Genomic DNA, 15,032 nt, shown 5'->3' on the forward strand with positions numbered 1-15,032 from the left:
TATGACCTATCAAGAAAAAAATGGTGCGTATTTAATAAGATTTATGCCGGATGAAGAAGTCTGCAGTTTATTACAGCAGTTTTGTCAGGCACATAACCTCACCGGCGGATGGATTAGTGGGTTAGGGGCTGCCAAAGAAGTTGAGTTAGCTCATTTCAATATGGTAACAAAACAATATACCAAAAGAGTTTTTCATGAAGTTGAAGTAACCAGTTTTGTGGGTAATATTTCTGTAGAAAAATTGCATCTTCATATCACAATTGGGGATGAAACTTTGCAGGCTTATGCTGGACACTGTATGAGATGTGTGGCGAATCCAACTTTAGAAGTAATGATCACACCTTTTTCCGAAACTCACAGAAAATTAGATGAATATAGTGGGCTACAATTATTACACCTCCCCAACCCTCCTATTCTAGGAGGGGGCAAGAAAAAAATCTAATTCTTTATCGGTGGGGATGGTGTACTCAATAATATATGTCTAATATGACCACAAACGATCCTCTTTTCACAGAGATCCTAAAACAAGAAACTACCTTACGTCAGTTAAAAGAACAACTGTATCAATTAAATCATTTGTCATTTACAGAAGCGCTGAATTTATTGCAACACTTACCAGACGGTTCATATATTAAAAATAATAAAAAAGGGCTAGAGAAACACGGTGCTATTATTACTGAACATTATTTAACACCCGATTGGGAATATGGTCCCGGTACCAAACTGCGCAGTAAAGAATATTCACTTAATGAATTTGCCCAAAGAATAATTTTTGCCCATAGTCGGGATAATTTAGCTTGGATAAAAGACTTGGTTGGTCAGTATATATATCCTCAGGGTGAAGCTGTTTTTCAAAAACAACAAGCTGAATTAACTGTTAAAATTAAACAGTTGAGTGATATTATTGATCAGTTATGGCGAAAAAAACATCAAGCTTTAATAGAGGAATTAAGCAAATTTGATACCATTTCCATTCGGTATGCCGATAGTTTAGGGGTGCATATATTTTTATCGGTTGATTGTGGGGGAGATGATAAGATGTATTGGGAAAATTGGTTATTTGACGGTGAAGTTTATCACTGTGAATATAGCCCAAACGTGAGTAAAATCGATACTATCGTAGAAGCGGTTTGAATAAGATATTTAATAACCTTTCACTGTCAATGAAAAATATTTCTTAAGGTATAACCATCTCGGATGCACCTCCCCAACCCTCCTATTCTAGGAGGGGGCAAGAAAAAATCTACTTCTTTATCTAACCCTTCCTACAATAGGAAGGGTGCCCGAGTCCGCGAGGGCGGGAAGGTGTTCTGAGACTCAAAATTTCAAGTTGACAGTGTTGATTTTTTTTGATAATCTTCAAGTAAAGAGCGCCACCTAAGATTGGGGCTTTTTTATGTATATACGATCGTCGAATCGCAATATTCTTCAATACGATCAGAAGCTTAGATGGATTGCAAAATCATTAAGAAAAAACGCCACAGATGCCGAGCTAATACTCTGGCAAGAATTACGAACAAGAAAACTAGGTTATAAATTTAGACGTCAACATGCACTACATGGGTACATTGTTGATTTCTATTGTTATGAAAAGATGTTGGTAATTGAAGTTGATGGTTCTATCCACAATATGAAAAATGATCATGATCATTCAAAAGATGACATTTTAAAATTAAATGGTTTCAAAGTGATAAGGTTTACAAATGAAGTAGTTATATGTCGTCTCGCAGAAGTCATAAATACCATTCAACAACATCTAACTCAATAAATGCTCTTACTCCCTTCCTACAATAGGAAGGGCTGGGGATGGTGTATTCCAGTTTGACCTGTCTACCATTCAATGGTAGTTATACTGTTATGGATTATATTGATCGCATCTACGGTTCAACTGACATCACTGAACCAGTTATTCTTGAGATCATGGCCTCTGACGCCATGCAGCGTTTGAAAAAAGTGAATCAATATGGGGCGAGTTTTTATCGCTTTAGTCATCTCACCACGAATCGGTTTGAACATTGTGTAGGCGTGTATCTATTATTACGGGAGTTTAATGCCACACTCGAGGAACAAATTGCTGGTTTACTACATGATGTCCCTCATACCGCATTTTCCCATGTCATAGATTTTGTGTTTGGTGGATCAGAAGTTGGGACGTTTCATGAGGAATTTCATAAAGAGGTGATCGATAATTCAACTATTCCGGCCATTCTAAAAAAATACGGTTTTAATCTTACTCAATTAATGGATAAACACCGTTTTCATTTATTAGAGCGGGATTTGCCGGATTTGTGCATGGATCGCATTGATTACTGTTATCGTGATCTAGTGACAGATCGTATTATGACGCTAGAAGAAGTTAAATATTTACGCTCGCACATGATTCGTTATGAAGATTATTTGATATTTGATGACGAAAAAGCCGCGCGCATGTTTGCCGATAAATTTCGGTTAGGCGATCAACGGTTATGGGGACACCCACTGCAGGCGGCTTTGTATTATTTATTTGCCAATGCTTTAAAAGTAGCCTTGTTTGAAAATATCATCACTTTCAAAGATTTATTTTCAGTTGATGAAGTGGTCTATGAAAAATTGGCGCAATCAAAACACCCGCTGATTGTAAAAAATCTGGCGCAAGTAAAACAGATTCACGTGGTAGAAGATTCAGCTGATTATGATTTTTATATCAAAACTAAAATCCGCATGGTTGATCCGTTTATTTTAATAAATGGTGCTCTGGTCAGATTGTCATATTGTGATAAAGCCTTCCAAGCTCTACAAGAGTCTTATCGACAAAAACGTCAGGAAGGGTATTATCTACGCATAGTATGACTTTACCGAAAGCCTTCGAGGCCAAAGATTACGAAGATAGTATTTATAAACTCTGGGAGGAGTCCGGTGCTTTTAATCCTGATAATTTAGCAGCTGATGAGACGTACACTATTATATTGCCGCCACCCAATGCCACTGGCACACTCCATTTAGGCCATGCCATGTATGTGGTACAAGATATTTTGATTCGCTATCAGCGGATGCATGGTAAGAAAACTCTCTGGTTACCCGGCACAGATCATGCCGCTATTGCTACGCAAAATAGAGTTGAAAAAGACTTGGCTAAACGAACTCCAGCTGTCACCAGACACGATTTAGGGCGAACCAAGTTTGTGGCCGAGGTGGAAAAATTTGTGGAAACTTCCCGTGGCACCATTCGCAATCAATTACGCAAAATGGGCTTCTCGTTGGATTGGTCACGTGAAGCCTTTACTTTAGATGATACGCGTAAAGCGGCGGTCAGCGAATTATTTGTGCGTATGTATCTTGATAATTTAATTTATCGCGGTCATCGCATTGTTAACTGGTGCCCGCGTTGTCAAAGTACGCTGGCTGATGACGAAGTTGAATATAAAGAAGAGCAAACTAAGTTCTATTATTTTAAGTATGGTCCAGTAGTGATTGGCACCGCTCGACCGGAAACCAAATTTTTAGATAAAACCATCGTGGTTAATCCAGCCGATGAACGGTATACACACTTGCAGGGTAAAACTTTTTCGGTACCTTGGTTAACCGGAGAAGTTGACGCCCAGGTGATTGCCGATGCGGTAGTTGATCAAACCTTTGGGACCGGTGCCATGACAATCACCCCAGCGCATAGCCAGGAAGATTTTGCCTTAGCCCAAAAATATAATTTACCGATTGTACAGATTATTGATGAACAGGGTAATTTTACAGAAGCAGCCGGTGACTTGGCCGGTAAAAACGCGCGAGCCAGTCGCGCAGCGATTGTTGAAATATTAGCGAAAAAAGGTTTAGTGGATCATATTGATGAAAATTATAAACATAATTTATCCGTCTGTTATCGCTGTGGTACTGCTATCGAACCATTAACTAAAGTACAATGGTTTGTAAACGTCGATGCGCATTTACCAGCTGGTCATGCGTTTGCTGGTCAGACTTTAAAACAAGTCGCCATTCAAGTAGTAAAGGATGACAGTATAAAAATTATCCCGGATCGGTTTAATAGCACCTATTTTCATTGGTTGGAAAATCTCCATGATTGGTGCATTTCACGACAGCTCTGGTACGGTCATAGAATACCAGCTTGGTATAAAGATAATGAGATTAAAGTACAGTTAGAAACTCCCGGTGAAGGTTGGATACAAGATGACGATGTGTTGGATACTTGGTTCTCATCTGGCATGTGGACTTTTTCTACTTTAGGCTTTCCAGAACGCACCAAAGATTTAGACACCTATCATCCGACACAGGTTTTAGAAACCGGTTATGATATTTTATTCTTCTGGGTCGCCCGGATGATTTTAATCACCACTTATGCCTTAGGTGAGATTCCGTTTGAAAATGTTTATCTACATGGTTTAGTGCGTGATAAACAAGGCCGGAAGATGTCTAAATCTTTAGGTAATGGGATTGATCCATTAGCTATGACCGCAAAATATGGTACGGATGCTTTACGGGTAGCCTTGATTGCAGGTACTACACCGGGTAATGATGCACGTTTATACGAAGAAAAAATTGCCTCATATCGAAACTTTATAAATAAAATTTGGAATGTATCCCGGTTTGTGTTGATGTCTGAATCAATTCAATCTGGTGATACGGATACAATCACGGATAATTGGTTTCGTTCCAGAATTGCCAAAGTGGTGGAAGAGGTGACCGGTCATATCGAAGCCTATCAATTAAGTTTAGCCGCCGAACGGGCCTATGATTTCTTGTGGCACGAATTAGCCGATTGGTATGTGGAGATCAATAAATTTCAATCCAACCCAGCTTTGATGCGTCATGGTTTAGAAACTGCCCTGCAATTATTACACCCATTTGTTCCGTTTGTAACAGAAACTATCTGGCAAGAGTTGTATCCCAGTAAAATGTTAATGCTTCAGGCTTGGCCGAAAGCCAACGGCAGTAATCGTGACGCTCAGGCCGAAGAGCAATTCAATGCTATTCAAGACATTGTCACTCAAATTAGAAACATGCGCAGTCAGTATCAAATACCATACACAAAAATATTTACTCTTACCCAACAACCAGATTGTAAATTATCTAATGAGGCCAAAACGATTATAGAAACATTATGTAAGATTAACATTGTGTCTGGCAATGTATCTGGAACAAACACAGAAATTGCGAATAACTTGTATGGTTTTTCATTAAATTTAGGTGATACAATTGATATTCAAAAAGAAAAGATTAGATTACAAAAACAAATCGATCAAGCCACCCAGTACCGTGGTAAGCTTCAACAAAAATTAGCTAATACTGAGTATGTCAGTAAAGTGCCAGTAGAAATTCTCGAGAAAGATAAACTTCAGTTACAAGAACAAGATACAAAGATTAGTTTGTTAGAGAAAACGTTAAAACAGTTAAATTAATAGTTAATCAAACACCGTCACACGAATCACTTCGGCTACGGAAGTGATACCCTCCACGGCTTTTAAGATGCCATCTTGCGCCATGTTCAACATGCCATTGCGGTGAGTCACTTCTTTCATTTGATATTCAGACACATTACCAGATAATGTCATCGCTTCAATTTCCGGATTCTTCGTGAAAATTTCATAAATACCGATGCGACCTTTATAACCTAAGCCATTGCATTGTTCACACCCCTTGCCTTCATAAAAAGTTAGTTTAGAAGTATCTGGAATCGGTTCACCGGAATTTTTTGGAATGCTATTGATGAGTTTTTTTACCCGTTCGAGGGTTTCTAAATCTAAGGTTTTTATTTCTTTACATTTGGGGCATAGTTTTCGTACTAAGCGTTGGCCGATCATGGCGTTCATGGCGGGGGCTAATAAAAAGCCAGGCACACCCATTGATAGAAACCGGGGGATGGCTCCGGCGGCATCGTTGGTATGAATGGTTGATAATAATAAGTGGCCGGTTAACGCGGCTTGCACAGCGGTTTCACCGGTTTCTAAATCGCGGATTTCACCGACCATGATAATATTCGGATCTTGCCGTAAAATGGCACGCAACCCTTTGGCAAAAGTGTAATCTTTTGAGTGATCAATTTGCGATTGATCAACACCGGCTAATCTATATTCAATTGGATTTTCTAAGGTGATTATTTTTCGATCCGGTTTATTCAGGGTATTTAAAATAGCGTACAAAGTAGTGGTTTTTCCGGAACCGGTTGGACCAGTGGCCATAATCATGCCCTGGGGTTTTTCTAATTCGTGTTTTAGCCGTTGAAAAGCGGATGGTCGTAAACCGAGCTGTTCAAAGGTTAAACCAATCGAGGCCGAGCGTAATAGCCGCATCACGACCGATTCACCCCAGGCCGTTGGAATAGTGGAGACACGAATATCCATGGTGTCATTATCCAGCGCGATGGTAATACGACCATCTTGTGGGACAGAATCAATATTTATTTTTAAACCGGAAATAGTTTTGATCCGAGCAATGAGTTTTGGCCAAAGTTCTGACGGAATTTTAGCCGCCACTTGCAGCAAACCATCCACCCGATACCGAATCATAATTTTGTGCTCTTCCGCTTCAATATGAATATCCGAAGAGCGCACATTCATGGCCATGGCCACAATCATGGCAAACATCTCGGTCATGTTGACCTGCAGCAACTTTTTTTCTAGATCAGCGAACGTGACAACATCTTTTTGAAAGCGGTCTAAATCGGCTTTAGTCAAAGCGACATCAGTATGAATGACATTAACTCGAGCAATGTTTTTATAGAGTTTCAAAGCTTCACTAAAACTATGTTCCGAAGTGAGATATAGTGAAATATTAGATCCCGGAAATTGGCGTTGAATTCTAGCCACGACATCATGTAAGTCTGGATGATCTGGTTGAGACGTGGCTAAACGGATTTGTTGACCTAATTTAAAAAATACGATGGTTTGTAATTGTTTCGCTTCGGCTTCCGGAATTAATGACAACACTTCTGGCCCAATCGGGAAACCTTTCAGATTGATATATTGCAAACCAATGCCTATGGCCGTAGCCTGACAAATTTCTTCAAGCTTGTTTAATTCGATGGTCTCAATGCGTTCTTGTAGTTTAATGGCTGGGTTGGAATCATCTGATGGCTTCTTTAAAACGGGAGTACTTGAAGACTGAGTAGATGTAGCAGTAGTGGGTGGTGGAGTAACCTTTCGGTTCAGTGCTAATAAATCTTCAATGCGTTGGATAGACATTAGTTGATTATAGCACACTTTTTCCCCTTTCTCCCCAACCCTCCTTCCCATTTTGGGAAGGAGGGAGTAAGAAAAAGATTTTAAAAAAATCCTCCCCCAAAGTGGGGGAGGACCGTTTCGAGTGTAACGAGAAACAGGAGGGGGGGGTGTGTTATCTCACTTTTTGGCGAATGCGGTCATGAACCAGTTGCTGGGCAGCTGCGACCGTACTCACTGGAATTGTAATAGTAACCAAATTTTGTGTGCCCGTGGGGTGAAAATCATGAAACACTTCAGCTGGTTGAATATATGGGGCAGTGGCAATAAGAGCTTGAATCAAACCTTGGTATTCATAAACAATATACACATGATCGGCATCTGGGGTGTTAATAATCAACTCATCGATCACCTCAGTTAAATCTTGTACCGTGGTTAATGTATCGGAAAAATCATAGTGTTGCAGGGTCGACCAGACTAATTTACTGGCCGGGTCAGTTTGCAGTTGAGCTAAAGCGCGACCCCATAGTTTTAAGGCGGGCAGGGTTTTAGTCTGGTAAAGATTTTTTACAATCTCAGCTCGGCGCGCTCCGGAACTAATCAAATGGCTGGCAATTGCGAGAGAACGGGGTGTAACGGCGTTGGTTTTGAAAGACTTGGTTTTTGAAATTATCCCGGTCAGTAATTGTGTCGCCATAAATTCATCTAAGAATGAACCAGCCTCTAAGTGCTCGAGTAATTCAAAGACGATTTCTGAAACACTCGTAGCAGTTACCTGGACAAAATTAATCTCACCATAATGTTCGTTAGCCGGATGATGATCGATATTGATTAAGGCTGTGTGATGGAAAAATTCAGCATTGTTTTCAAACACTTTTCCCAAACTGGCCAAGTCTTGACTATCTAACACGATAATTAAATCAAAAATATAATCACTAGACGATGTGCTCACATCACGGGTTTCGAAATAACCGTTTTTGGGAGTAATATAAACACTTAACCGATTATCTTTAATATCATATTGAATGTCTTGTACTTTAGTTTGTGTTACATCCACCGAAATAATGAATTTTTTTATAGCCGTCAGTTCATGCTCAATTTCATCACTCTTTGGTAGAAATTTGTGATTATCCGGCAAAGCAAACCCATCGGCCACTACTTTGGCTTGTTTGCCCATTTTTTGCAGCAAACCATACACCGCCAAACCCGAGGCTATCGCATCAGTGCTTGGTTTAGACGGCAAACACACCAAAACCCGTTGATGATTTGTAATAAGTAATTTAATTTGTTGTTCGAGGGTTAGAGCCATAATTTTAGTTTGTTTGTTCTTTCAACAAAGGTTGACAAAACGAACAAAATAACGTACCATACGTGAGAATATTGTCAAGTTAATCACTAAAATTACTTATAGATTTTATGGTGGCAGAAGCCAGAGTAAGAGCCCGAGTAGACCGTCTTAGTGTACCCGTTACACCAGTGAACCTAGAAGATGCACCCACTGAATCGTCAACTCAACCTATAAAAATTGTTGAAGGTGAGAATCGTCCCGCAACATTACCGCCATTACCTGACGAAAACCTAGTTAATGTTGTTCCTGAAATTGATGAATATGCTGGCGAGACCGAGACGATGCCAGTTACTGATGTCGTAGAAAGACATTCATTAAGTGAAGATATTGCCGAGCAACGACGCATTATTTTTGCACAAATACCAGAGTTATTTTCAAATGATAAAGCACAGATTGCCGCAGCCGAAGCTGAGTTGATGGGTCTTGAAATTGATATTCATAGTAATGATAAAGATAGGCACCCGTATGTTTTGGGTAAACATATAGCTACCGGTGGGTTTGGCGCTGTTTTTGAGGCGATTGATCCTACTACGCATAAAGCGGTGATTGTTAAATTTAGTAGGCCATTTGATCGTAGTCAATTGATAGAAAATAAAAAGGATCTTGTTAAAACTCAATATTTAGATGTGGCCATATCCAGAATGTGTATTACAGAAATGGTTAGCAGTAAACGAGTGTCACAGGGCATGAAGCGAGAGGGTGGTAAGCCTCCGTTTCCAATCTATTATGATGGCCTATTAATGCCCCATCCTGATTTTAAACCAAGTGAACCGGGTGAAGTAGATAAACGGATTGCAGTGATGGTGATGGAAGAGATTTCCGGGCAATCACTTTCTAGTATTTTAGAAAATCCGCAACAACAATATTCACCTGAAGTTATACTGGCAGTAGTGCAAGAATTAATTACCGCTGTACGTTTAATGCATGATAAACAAGTGTTACATTTAGATTTGAAGCCACAAAATATAATGATCACTAAAGATAATCATGCCGTTATTATCGATTTAGGAACCAGTGTTCTGCAAGATAAGTTGGCCGAAGATAATACTAGAAAAGCCCATAATTGGGTAAAACCAGTTGGTAATCCAAGTACTAAAAACTATGTTCAGGGATATGAAAGGTTAACACGTACCCCGGAACGTGATGTCTATGCTCTTGGTATTACAATCTATGACATGATTTATGGTATGGAGAGTAGTAAGACATTTCGAGCGGTTCGTTTTAACACATTGCCTGAAGCATTAAAAAAACTATCTGCCATAGCCGATAAAATGACCAATCCAACACCAGAAGAAAGACTGACTTTAGAACAAGCGGAGAGTGAATTGAAAAACATAAAGTAAATAAATATCCATGGAGGCAGAATTACAAATTACACCAGGCAAACCGCCGGTCAGAAAACCACGAGAAACTCGTAGAGTTCATGAACCTGATCTTGATCTTTTAAAACCAGTTACGGAACTCCCATTAGTCACTGAATTACCAGCCGTAGAACCAGAGGAGATAGATCCTAAGGAGGAATCAAGAGAAGTAAGACGGAAACTTTTCAGGTATGTTCCAGAATTATTTTCTGATGAACCTGCAGTAGCCAGGGTCGCTGAAGCTGCTTTAGTGGGTGAATCGGTTGTAATACGTCGACATACAGAAACACATCCATATAAACTAGAAAGATTACTGAGTAAAGGGGGTTTTGGTGCTGTCTTTGTTGCCAGACACGAAAAGTATGGTAAGGTCGTGGTAAAATTTGTTAAACCATTTGTGCGTGATGATGTTATTTCTCCAAAAATAGCAGGTGATAAAATAAATGAAGCGGCTCATGCGCGTAGTGTATTAAATGAAGTGGTGTGTGAAAGATTATTATCCAATAATAAGAACGGAGAACCAATGCAACGTGCTGGCAATAATCCGCCGGTGCCAATTTTGTATGATGCTAGTTTGTTACCTAACCCAGATCGAGTGCAGGGTGAACCTGATGTACGTTTAGCCGCTATTGCCAGTGAATATATTCCAGGCGATACTTTATCAGCCTTCATTAAAATTAATCCTGATTTAAAATCACAGCCAGAAGAAATTGAATCAATTGTTTTGCAGTTAATGGATGCAGTAAAAGCCATACATAATAAAGGTGTCATACACTTTGATTTAAAGCCAGCCAATATTATGATCACACCGGATAACCAAGTGATCATTCTAGATTTAGGTAGCGCTTATCTTAAAGAAGGCAAACAAGAATGGACTAAACATCTCACTTATACATTCACGGAACGGTATGCGCGTCGAGAAGAACTAGGTAGTTACAGTGAAACTCGAGATGTTTTTGCTTTAGGTAACATTATTTATGATTTGATCTACGGTAGAAAATCTACTCCAGAACTTCGTGCCGCAGCCTACCCAGCACTGCCATTAAAATTACAAACTATGTCTAAGTTAGCTGATAGTATGACACACCCTGAAATAGTTCAGCGCGCAGATTTGGGTGATTCAGCGGAATTAAACGATTTGGTAAATAAATTTTTTCAATAGGTGATATTTTATCTACTTCTTAATCTTTTTTTATGCGGTTATTTAGTTGTTATAATTATTCGGCTTTTACCGTTAGTATTATTTGCCCATCAACCGTTACCGTTTGTACCAATTCCTAAACGGATTGCTAAACGCATGGCGCGGTTACCACAATTACAAAACTGTTACACGTTTATCGATTTAGGTTGCGGTACCGGCACAATTTTGGCAGCCCTGCATCGGGCTAAACCGCAGGCCAAACTAACGGGGGTAGAATATAATCCAAAAATATTTAAACTAGCACAATGGCGCACTACCTGGTGGAAAAATAAACCGGATTTACACTGTACGGATATGTTTACCTGGGACATTTCTCAATATGATGCTATTGTTGGATGGTGGGTACCGAAATTTTGTGCCCAGTTAGTACCTAAATTAATACAGGAAGTTAAACCGAGTTGTGTGATGGTGTGTTATATGTTTCCTTTACCAAAACATCCGGCTTTACATGAACAAATTATCCCGGCCGGTCACCATAATATCTATGTCTATACTAAAGTTCAGTCTCATCAGCTTAATCCTAATACTACCGGTTCTAAGTAGTGCGCAAACCATTACTGGCACCTCATCTGATTTTGTTTCGGTAGCTACAGAGGAACCATACACTACAACGATTGCGCTGTATGGCACAGATTTAGATTATTTATTGTTTAATCCAGTTACCATTCAGCTTGGTCCACTCACTGGGACGGTGTTATCTGGTAATGAAACGGGGGTGAATATATCTTTTACTATTGATAGCACCCTATTGTTGGAGCGAGAAGCGAGTTACCCGATTACTGTTTTGAATGGTGAGACATTAATAACGAGCAGCCCAGCTCTGGCTATATTTAATCCATTTGTCGGTGATTATATTTATCAACAACCAAATCATTATCTAAATCATATTTCTCAACCCCATAAAAGAACTAAACAAACCATTGGTTTGAATGTGCATCAAACTTTAGGTGGTGATAGTACCTTAGATGGTGTGTATGCCCAACGGTTAGACGATAGCAAAACTATTTGGGTACGAGAACATATTAGTTATGCTGAAGTAATGGGCAGTGATAGTGCGGCTTGGTTAAAACGGTACGATAAAATCATGCTGCAGTATCGTGATCATAATCAAAAGGTGATAGCCATGTTGGCTTATGGTGATGGCAATGATGCTTATGCTGAGCCAGCGCGCTGGGAGGAATTTGTCCGGTTAATGGTGAAGCGTTATCGCAATTATGTGGACGTGTGGGAAATCTGGAACGAACCAGATAGTGCCGCGTATTTATCTCCGCAACATAATTGGCGAACATATCGACACATTTTAAAAACCGGTTCGGCGCTGGTGCGGCAGTATGATCCAGATGCCATTGTGTTGCCGGGCGCTGTATCCAATTTATCCAATCCAGAATTTACTAAACAATTATATGGTAAAGGAAAAAAATATTTTGATGATTTTAATATCCATGTGTATTATTGCACTAAACCGGAGCAATTAGCCGGTGATTTTGATCGTTTACGAAAAGTGGTGGCACGGTATCGATCGCCCGAACGAATCTGGGTGACTGAATTAGGATGTTCGACCGGTGGCACTGGTATTACCAAGAAGCAAGTCAAACAATATCTACAAACTACTACCAAACAATTACTGGCAGAAAATTTCATAGGTCCGATTTTACTCTATTCATTTCGTGATCGTACTTATTTAACTTCTGATCCATACGAAGCCTACTTTGGTTTAATGACTGATGCCTTAGTACCAAAACCGGCTTGGCGGTGGTACAAGTTACTGGTAAGATAACACCCATGCAACGTTTGGGGATATTAGGAGGGGGGCAACTGGGTCGCATGTTAATTCAAGCGGCCATGAATTATGATATTTATGTGCAGGTGCTCGATCCTGATGCCGAGGCGCCGTGCCATACTGTTTGCAATAAATTTGTCCAAGGTTCATTAACTGATTACGAAACCGTTTTGCAATTCGGTCAGGAGGTTGATGTGATAACTATCGAAATTGAACATGTTAATGTTGAGGCTTTAAAAGCATTACAAAAGCAAGGTAAAAAAGTTTATCCACAACCTGAAATAATTGAATTGATTCAAGATAAAGGCAATCAAAAAGATTGGTATGTGAAACACAGTGTGCCGACCGCTCCGTTCACTTTAGGCACAGCCGAATATACAGGAAAGTTTCCAGTGATGCAGAAATTGCGGCGGTTAGGCTATGATGGTAAAGGTGTAAAAAAAATAATCTCAGTGCGTGATTTATCTAAACAGTTTACTGAACCGGCATTTTTTGAAGAGTTCATTCCTTTTCAAAAGGAAATTGCCGTCATCGTGGCGCGCAATCAGCGGGGAGATATCGCGACTTATCCGGTAGTGGAAATGAAGTTTCATTTGGAAGCGCATTTAGTGGATTGGTTAATGGCACCAGCCCGCGTGAGTAAAACAATTGCCGAACAAGCGCATAGTGTGGCCATGCGGATTGCCGAAGAATTAAAATTAGTTGGTGTCTTAGCCGTTGAGATGTTTGTTACCACAGCGGGGGATGTTTTAGTAAATGAAATCGCGCCCCGGCCTCATAACAGTGGTCATCATACCATTGAGGCTAATGAGACATCGCAATATGATCAACACCTACGGGCGATCTTTAATTGGCCATTGGGTGCAACCACTGCCCGACAAACAGCCGTTATGATAAACTTATTGGGCGAAGCCGGTTATGAGGGGGTAGCCAATTATCAAAATTTGTCTCATGTATTGGCCGAAGCGGGTGTCTATGTGCATCTGTATGGTAAAGTTTATACCAGACCAATGCGTAAAATGGGGCACATCACCGTATTAGCCGATGATGCCCAAACGGCTTTAGCTAAAGCCCTGGCACTTAAACAAAGATTAAAAGTAATTTCATAATTCTATGACAGCGAAACCAATTATCGGTATTATCATGGGGAGTGAATCAGATTTAGCTACCATGCAACCAGCGGCGGATATATTAAAACAATTCGACGTTGAGTTTGAATTAACGATTGTGTCAGCGCATCGGACACCGGATAGAATGTTTGACTACGCAAAAACAGCGGTTGGTCGTGGTTTAAAAGTAATCATTGCTGGAGCCGGTGGCGCCGCGCACTTACCCGGTATGGTAGCATCTCTAACCACTCTGCCAGTAATTGGTGTACCGATAAAATCCAGCAACTCGATTGACGGGATTGATTCTTTATTATCGATTGCTCAAATGCCAGCCGGTGTGCCAGTGGCCACGGTGGCGGTGAATGGTGCCCAGAATGCTGGTATACTAGCCGCTGAAATTATCGCTCTTAACCAGCTAGTGTTACAGAAAAAATTAGTAGCTTATAAAACCAAATTAAAAGATAAGGTGCAAGCGGCTATTAAGAATCTAAAATAACTTTACCCCCTCTGTCCCCCTTGCAGGGGGATAAGAGAAAAAGTTTAGAAAAAATCTTTTCTTAGCCCCCTGCAAGGGGGTTGGGGGTAAATTCCGGTCAGTCTCTACTTTATCTGTTTCTCTAACAGCTGACTAATCTTATCGACATCTAATTGTCTCAACATTTGTTTGAGCTCTTTATCATTAGTGGTATTTAACCCATCATGTTCGGCTATATAAACGGCTAAGTGCATCACTTTGGTGAGTTCTTGTTCGGTAATTAAATCAAGTTGTAAATCAATTTCTTCGCGCACATCCGCAATATGAGCAGCCCGATTTTGCGAAATCAATACTACAATGGCTAAAAAAATCGCTTCTAAAGATACTGCCATAGTGAGTAAGGCAAACGGAAATGGATCGAATGAAGGTATCATTGGTATCAAGTTGATATTGATAAGTATCCATATAAAAAAAAGCACTACATTTATAATCAGAAATTGGATAGTGCCAAAACGGCTCGTCATCCAATCGGCTAAACGTTCTGCTGGAGTGCGTTTTGAATTGGCTTTAGCTTGAAAACTGTTTATGTGATGCATGTAAGCCATAATACCGC

General features: G+C 40.0%; 14 protein-coding genes. 11 read left to right on the top strand and 3 right to left on the bottom strand.

The window, feature by feature from the left end; translation table 11 throughout:
- Position 1: 1 nt before the first annotated feature.
- The 5 genes from WCV88_04510 to WCV88_04530 all read left to right on the top strand — a co-directional run bounded on the left by WCV88_04510 (position 2) and on the right by WCV88_04530 (position 5,387).
- Complete coding sequence (locus tag WCV88_04510; GenBank protein ID MFA6475427.1) at positions 2 to 442, top strand: PPC domain-containing DNA-binding protein; 441 nt, start codon at positions 2 to 4, stop codon at positions 440 to 442.
- A gap of 44 nt (positions 443 to 486) precedes the next feature.
- Positions 487 to 1,134 (top strand): hypothetical protein, encoded by a 648-nt coding sequence (locus tag WCV88_04515; protein ID MFA6475428.1) that lies wholly within the window; start codon positions 487 to 489, stop codon positions 1,132 to 1,134.
- A gap of 262 nt (positions 1,135 to 1,396) precedes the next feature.
- Positions 1,397 to 1,768, top strand: coding sequence for an endonuclease domain-containing protein (locus WCV88_04520; protein ID MFA6475429.1), 372 nt, complete (start codon positions 1,397 to 1,399; stop codon positions 1,766 to 1,768).
- A gap of 89 nt (positions 1,769 to 1,857) precedes the next feature.
- Positions 1,858 to 2,829, top strand: a complete 972-nt coding sequence (locus WCV88_04525) for an HD domain-containing protein (GenBank protein MFA6475430.1) — start codon at positions 1,858 to 1,860, stop codon at positions 2,827 to 2,829.
- On the top strand, positions 2,826 to 5,387 hold the full coding sequence (locus tag WCV88_04530) for a valine--tRNA ligase (GenBank protein ID MFA6475431.1): 2,562 nt from the start codon (positions 2,826 to 2,828) through the stop codon (positions 5,385 to 5,387). The genes WCV88_04525 and WCV88_04530 overlap by 4 nt, the downstream gene beginning before the upstream one ends.
- 3 nt (positions 5,388 to 5,390) lie before the next feature.
- On the opposite strand, the gene WCV88_04535 is transcribed toward WCV88_04530, so the two are convergent.
- Complete coding sequence (locus WCV88_04535; GenBank protein MFA6475432.1) at positions 5,391 to 7,169, bottom strand: GspE/PulE family protein; 1,779 nt, start codon at positions 7,167 to 7,169, stop codon at positions 5,391 to 5,393.
- Between the two features lie 151 nt (positions 7,170 to 7,320).
- Positions 7,321 to 8,454 carry a DHH family phosphoesterase gene (locus WCV88_04540; protein ID MFA6475433.1) on the bottom strand — a complete coding sequence of 378 codons (1,134 nt, stop codon included), beginning with the start codon at positions 8,452 to 8,454 and terminating at the stop codon, positions 7,321 to 7,323.
- A 107-nt stretch (positions 8,455 to 8,561) separates the two neighbouring features.
- Here WCV88_04540 and WCV88_04545 point away from each other — a divergent pair, with 107 nt between their 5' ends.
- From WCV88_04545 to purE, 6 genes are all read left to right on the top strand, one after another.
- Positions 8,562 to 9,836 (top strand): protein kinase, encoded by a 1,275-nt coding sequence (locus tag WCV88_04545; GenBank protein MFA6475434.1) that lies wholly within the window; start codon positions 8,562 to 8,564, stop codon positions 9,834 to 9,836.
- A gap of 10 nt (positions 9,837 to 9,846) precedes the next feature.
- The gene (locus WCV88_04550; GenBank protein MFA6475435.1) at positions 9,847 to 11,016 is read left to right on the top strand and encodes a protein kinase; all 1,170 of its coding nucleotides are present in this window, start codon (positions 9,847 to 9,849) and stop codon (positions 11,014 to 11,016) included.
- A 135-nt stretch (positions 11,017 to 11,151) separates the two neighbouring features.
- Complete coding sequence (locus WCV88_04555; protein ID MFA6475436.1) at positions 11,152 to 11,598, top strand: class I SAM-dependent methyltransferase; 447 nt, start codon at positions 11,152 to 11,154, stop codon at positions 11,596 to 11,598.
- The gene (locus WCV88_04560) at positions 11,540 to 12,832 is read left to right on the top strand and encodes a glycosyl hydrolase (protein ID MFA6475437.1); all 1,293 of its coding nucleotides are present in this window, start codon (positions 11,540 to 11,542) and stop codon (positions 12,830 to 12,832) included. Before WCV88_04555 ends, WCV88_04560 begins: the two co-directional genes overlap by 59 nt.
- Positions 12,833 to 12,837: 5 nt before the next feature.
- Positions 12,838 to 13,944 (top strand): 5-(carboxyamino)imidazole ribonucleotide synthase, encoded by a 1,107-nt coding sequence (locus tag WCV88_04565; protein ID MFA6475438.1) that lies wholly within the window; start codon positions 12,838 to 12,840, stop codon positions 13,942 to 13,944.
- 4 nt (positions 13,945 to 13,948) lie between these two features.
- Positions 13,949 to 14,440 (top strand): 5-(carboxyamino)imidazole ribonucleotide mutase, encoded by a 492-nt coding sequence (gene purE / locus WCV88_04570; protein ID MFA6475439.1) that lies wholly within the window; start codon positions 13,949 to 13,951, stop codon positions 14,438 to 14,440.
- Between the two features lie 104 nt (positions 14,441 to 14,544).
- Here the strand turns inward: purE and WCV88_04575 are convergent, their stop codons facing one another.
- Positions 14,545 to 15,015: a DUF1003 domain-containing protein gene (locus WCV88_04575; protein ID MFA6475440.1), complete on the bottom strand. Its 471-nt coding sequence runs from the start codon at positions 15,013 to 15,015 to the stop codon at positions 14,545 to 14,547.
- Positions 15,016 to 15,032 lie beyond the last annotated feature (17 nt).

The sequence above is a fragment of the Patescibacteria group bacterium genome, assembly GCA_041665365.1.
Taxonomy (GTDB): Bacteria; Patescibacteriota; Patescibacteriia; order UBA9570; family UBA9570; genus UBA9570.

What these genes read in the sequence shown, in the direction of transcription:
- WCV88_04510 (MFA6475427.1), top strand. Translation starts at nt 2, where the DNA reads ATGACCTATCAAGAAAAAAATGGTGCGTATTTAATAAGATTTATGCCG.
- WCV88_04515 (MFA6475428.1), top strand. Translation starts at nt 487, where the DNA reads ATGACCACAAACGATCCTCTTTTCACAGAGATCCTAAAACAAGAAACT.
- WCV88_04520 (MFA6475429.1), top strand. Translation starts at nt 1,397, where the DNA reads ATGTATATACGATCGTCGAATCGCAATATTCTTCAATACGATCAGAAG.
- WCV88_04525 (MFA6475430.1), top strand. Translation starts at nt 1,858, where the DNA reads ATGGATTATATTGATCGCATCTACGGTTCAACTGACATCACTGAACCA.
- WCV88_04530 (MFA6475431.1), top strand. Translation starts at nt 2,826, where the DNA reads ATGACTTTACCGAAAGCCTTCGAGGCCAAAGATTACGAAGATAGTATT.
- WCV88_04535 (MFA6475432.1), bottom strand. Translation starts at nt 7,169, where the DNA reads ATGTCTATCCAACGCATTGAAGATTTATTAGCACTGAACCGAAAGGTT.
- WCV88_04540 (MFA6475433.1), bottom strand. Translation starts at nt 8,454, where the DNA reads ATGGCTCTAACCCTCGAACAACAAATTAAATTACTTATTACAAATCAT.
- WCV88_04545 (MFA6475434.1), top strand. Translation starts at nt 8,562, where the DNA reads ATGGTGGCAGAAGCCAGAGTAAGAGCCCGAGTAGACCGTCTTAGTGTA.
- WCV88_04550 (MFA6475435.1), top strand. Translation starts at nt 9,847, where the DNA reads ATGGAGGCAGAATTACAAATTACACCAGGCAAACCGCCGGTCAGAAAA.
- WCV88_04555 (MFA6475436.1), top strand. Translation starts at nt 11,152, where the DNA reads ATGGCGCGGTTACCACAATTACAAAACTGTTACACGTTTATCGATTTA.
- WCV88_04560 (MFA6475437.1), top strand. Translation starts at nt 11,540, where the DNA reads ATGTCTATACTAAAGTTCAGTCTCATCAGCTTAATCCTAATACTACCG.
- WCV88_04565 (MFA6475438.1), top strand. Translation starts at nt 12,838, where the DNA reads ATGCAACGTTTGGGGATATTAGGAGGGGGGCAACTGGGTCGCATGTTA.
- purE (MFA6475439.1), top strand. Translation starts at nt 13,949, where the DNA reads ATGACAGCGAAACCAATTATCGGTATTATCATGGGGAGTGAATCAGAT.
- WCV88_04575 (MFA6475440.1), bottom strand. Translation starts at nt 15,015, where the DNA reads ATGCATCACATAAACAGTTTTCAAGCTAAAGCCAATTCAAAACGCACT.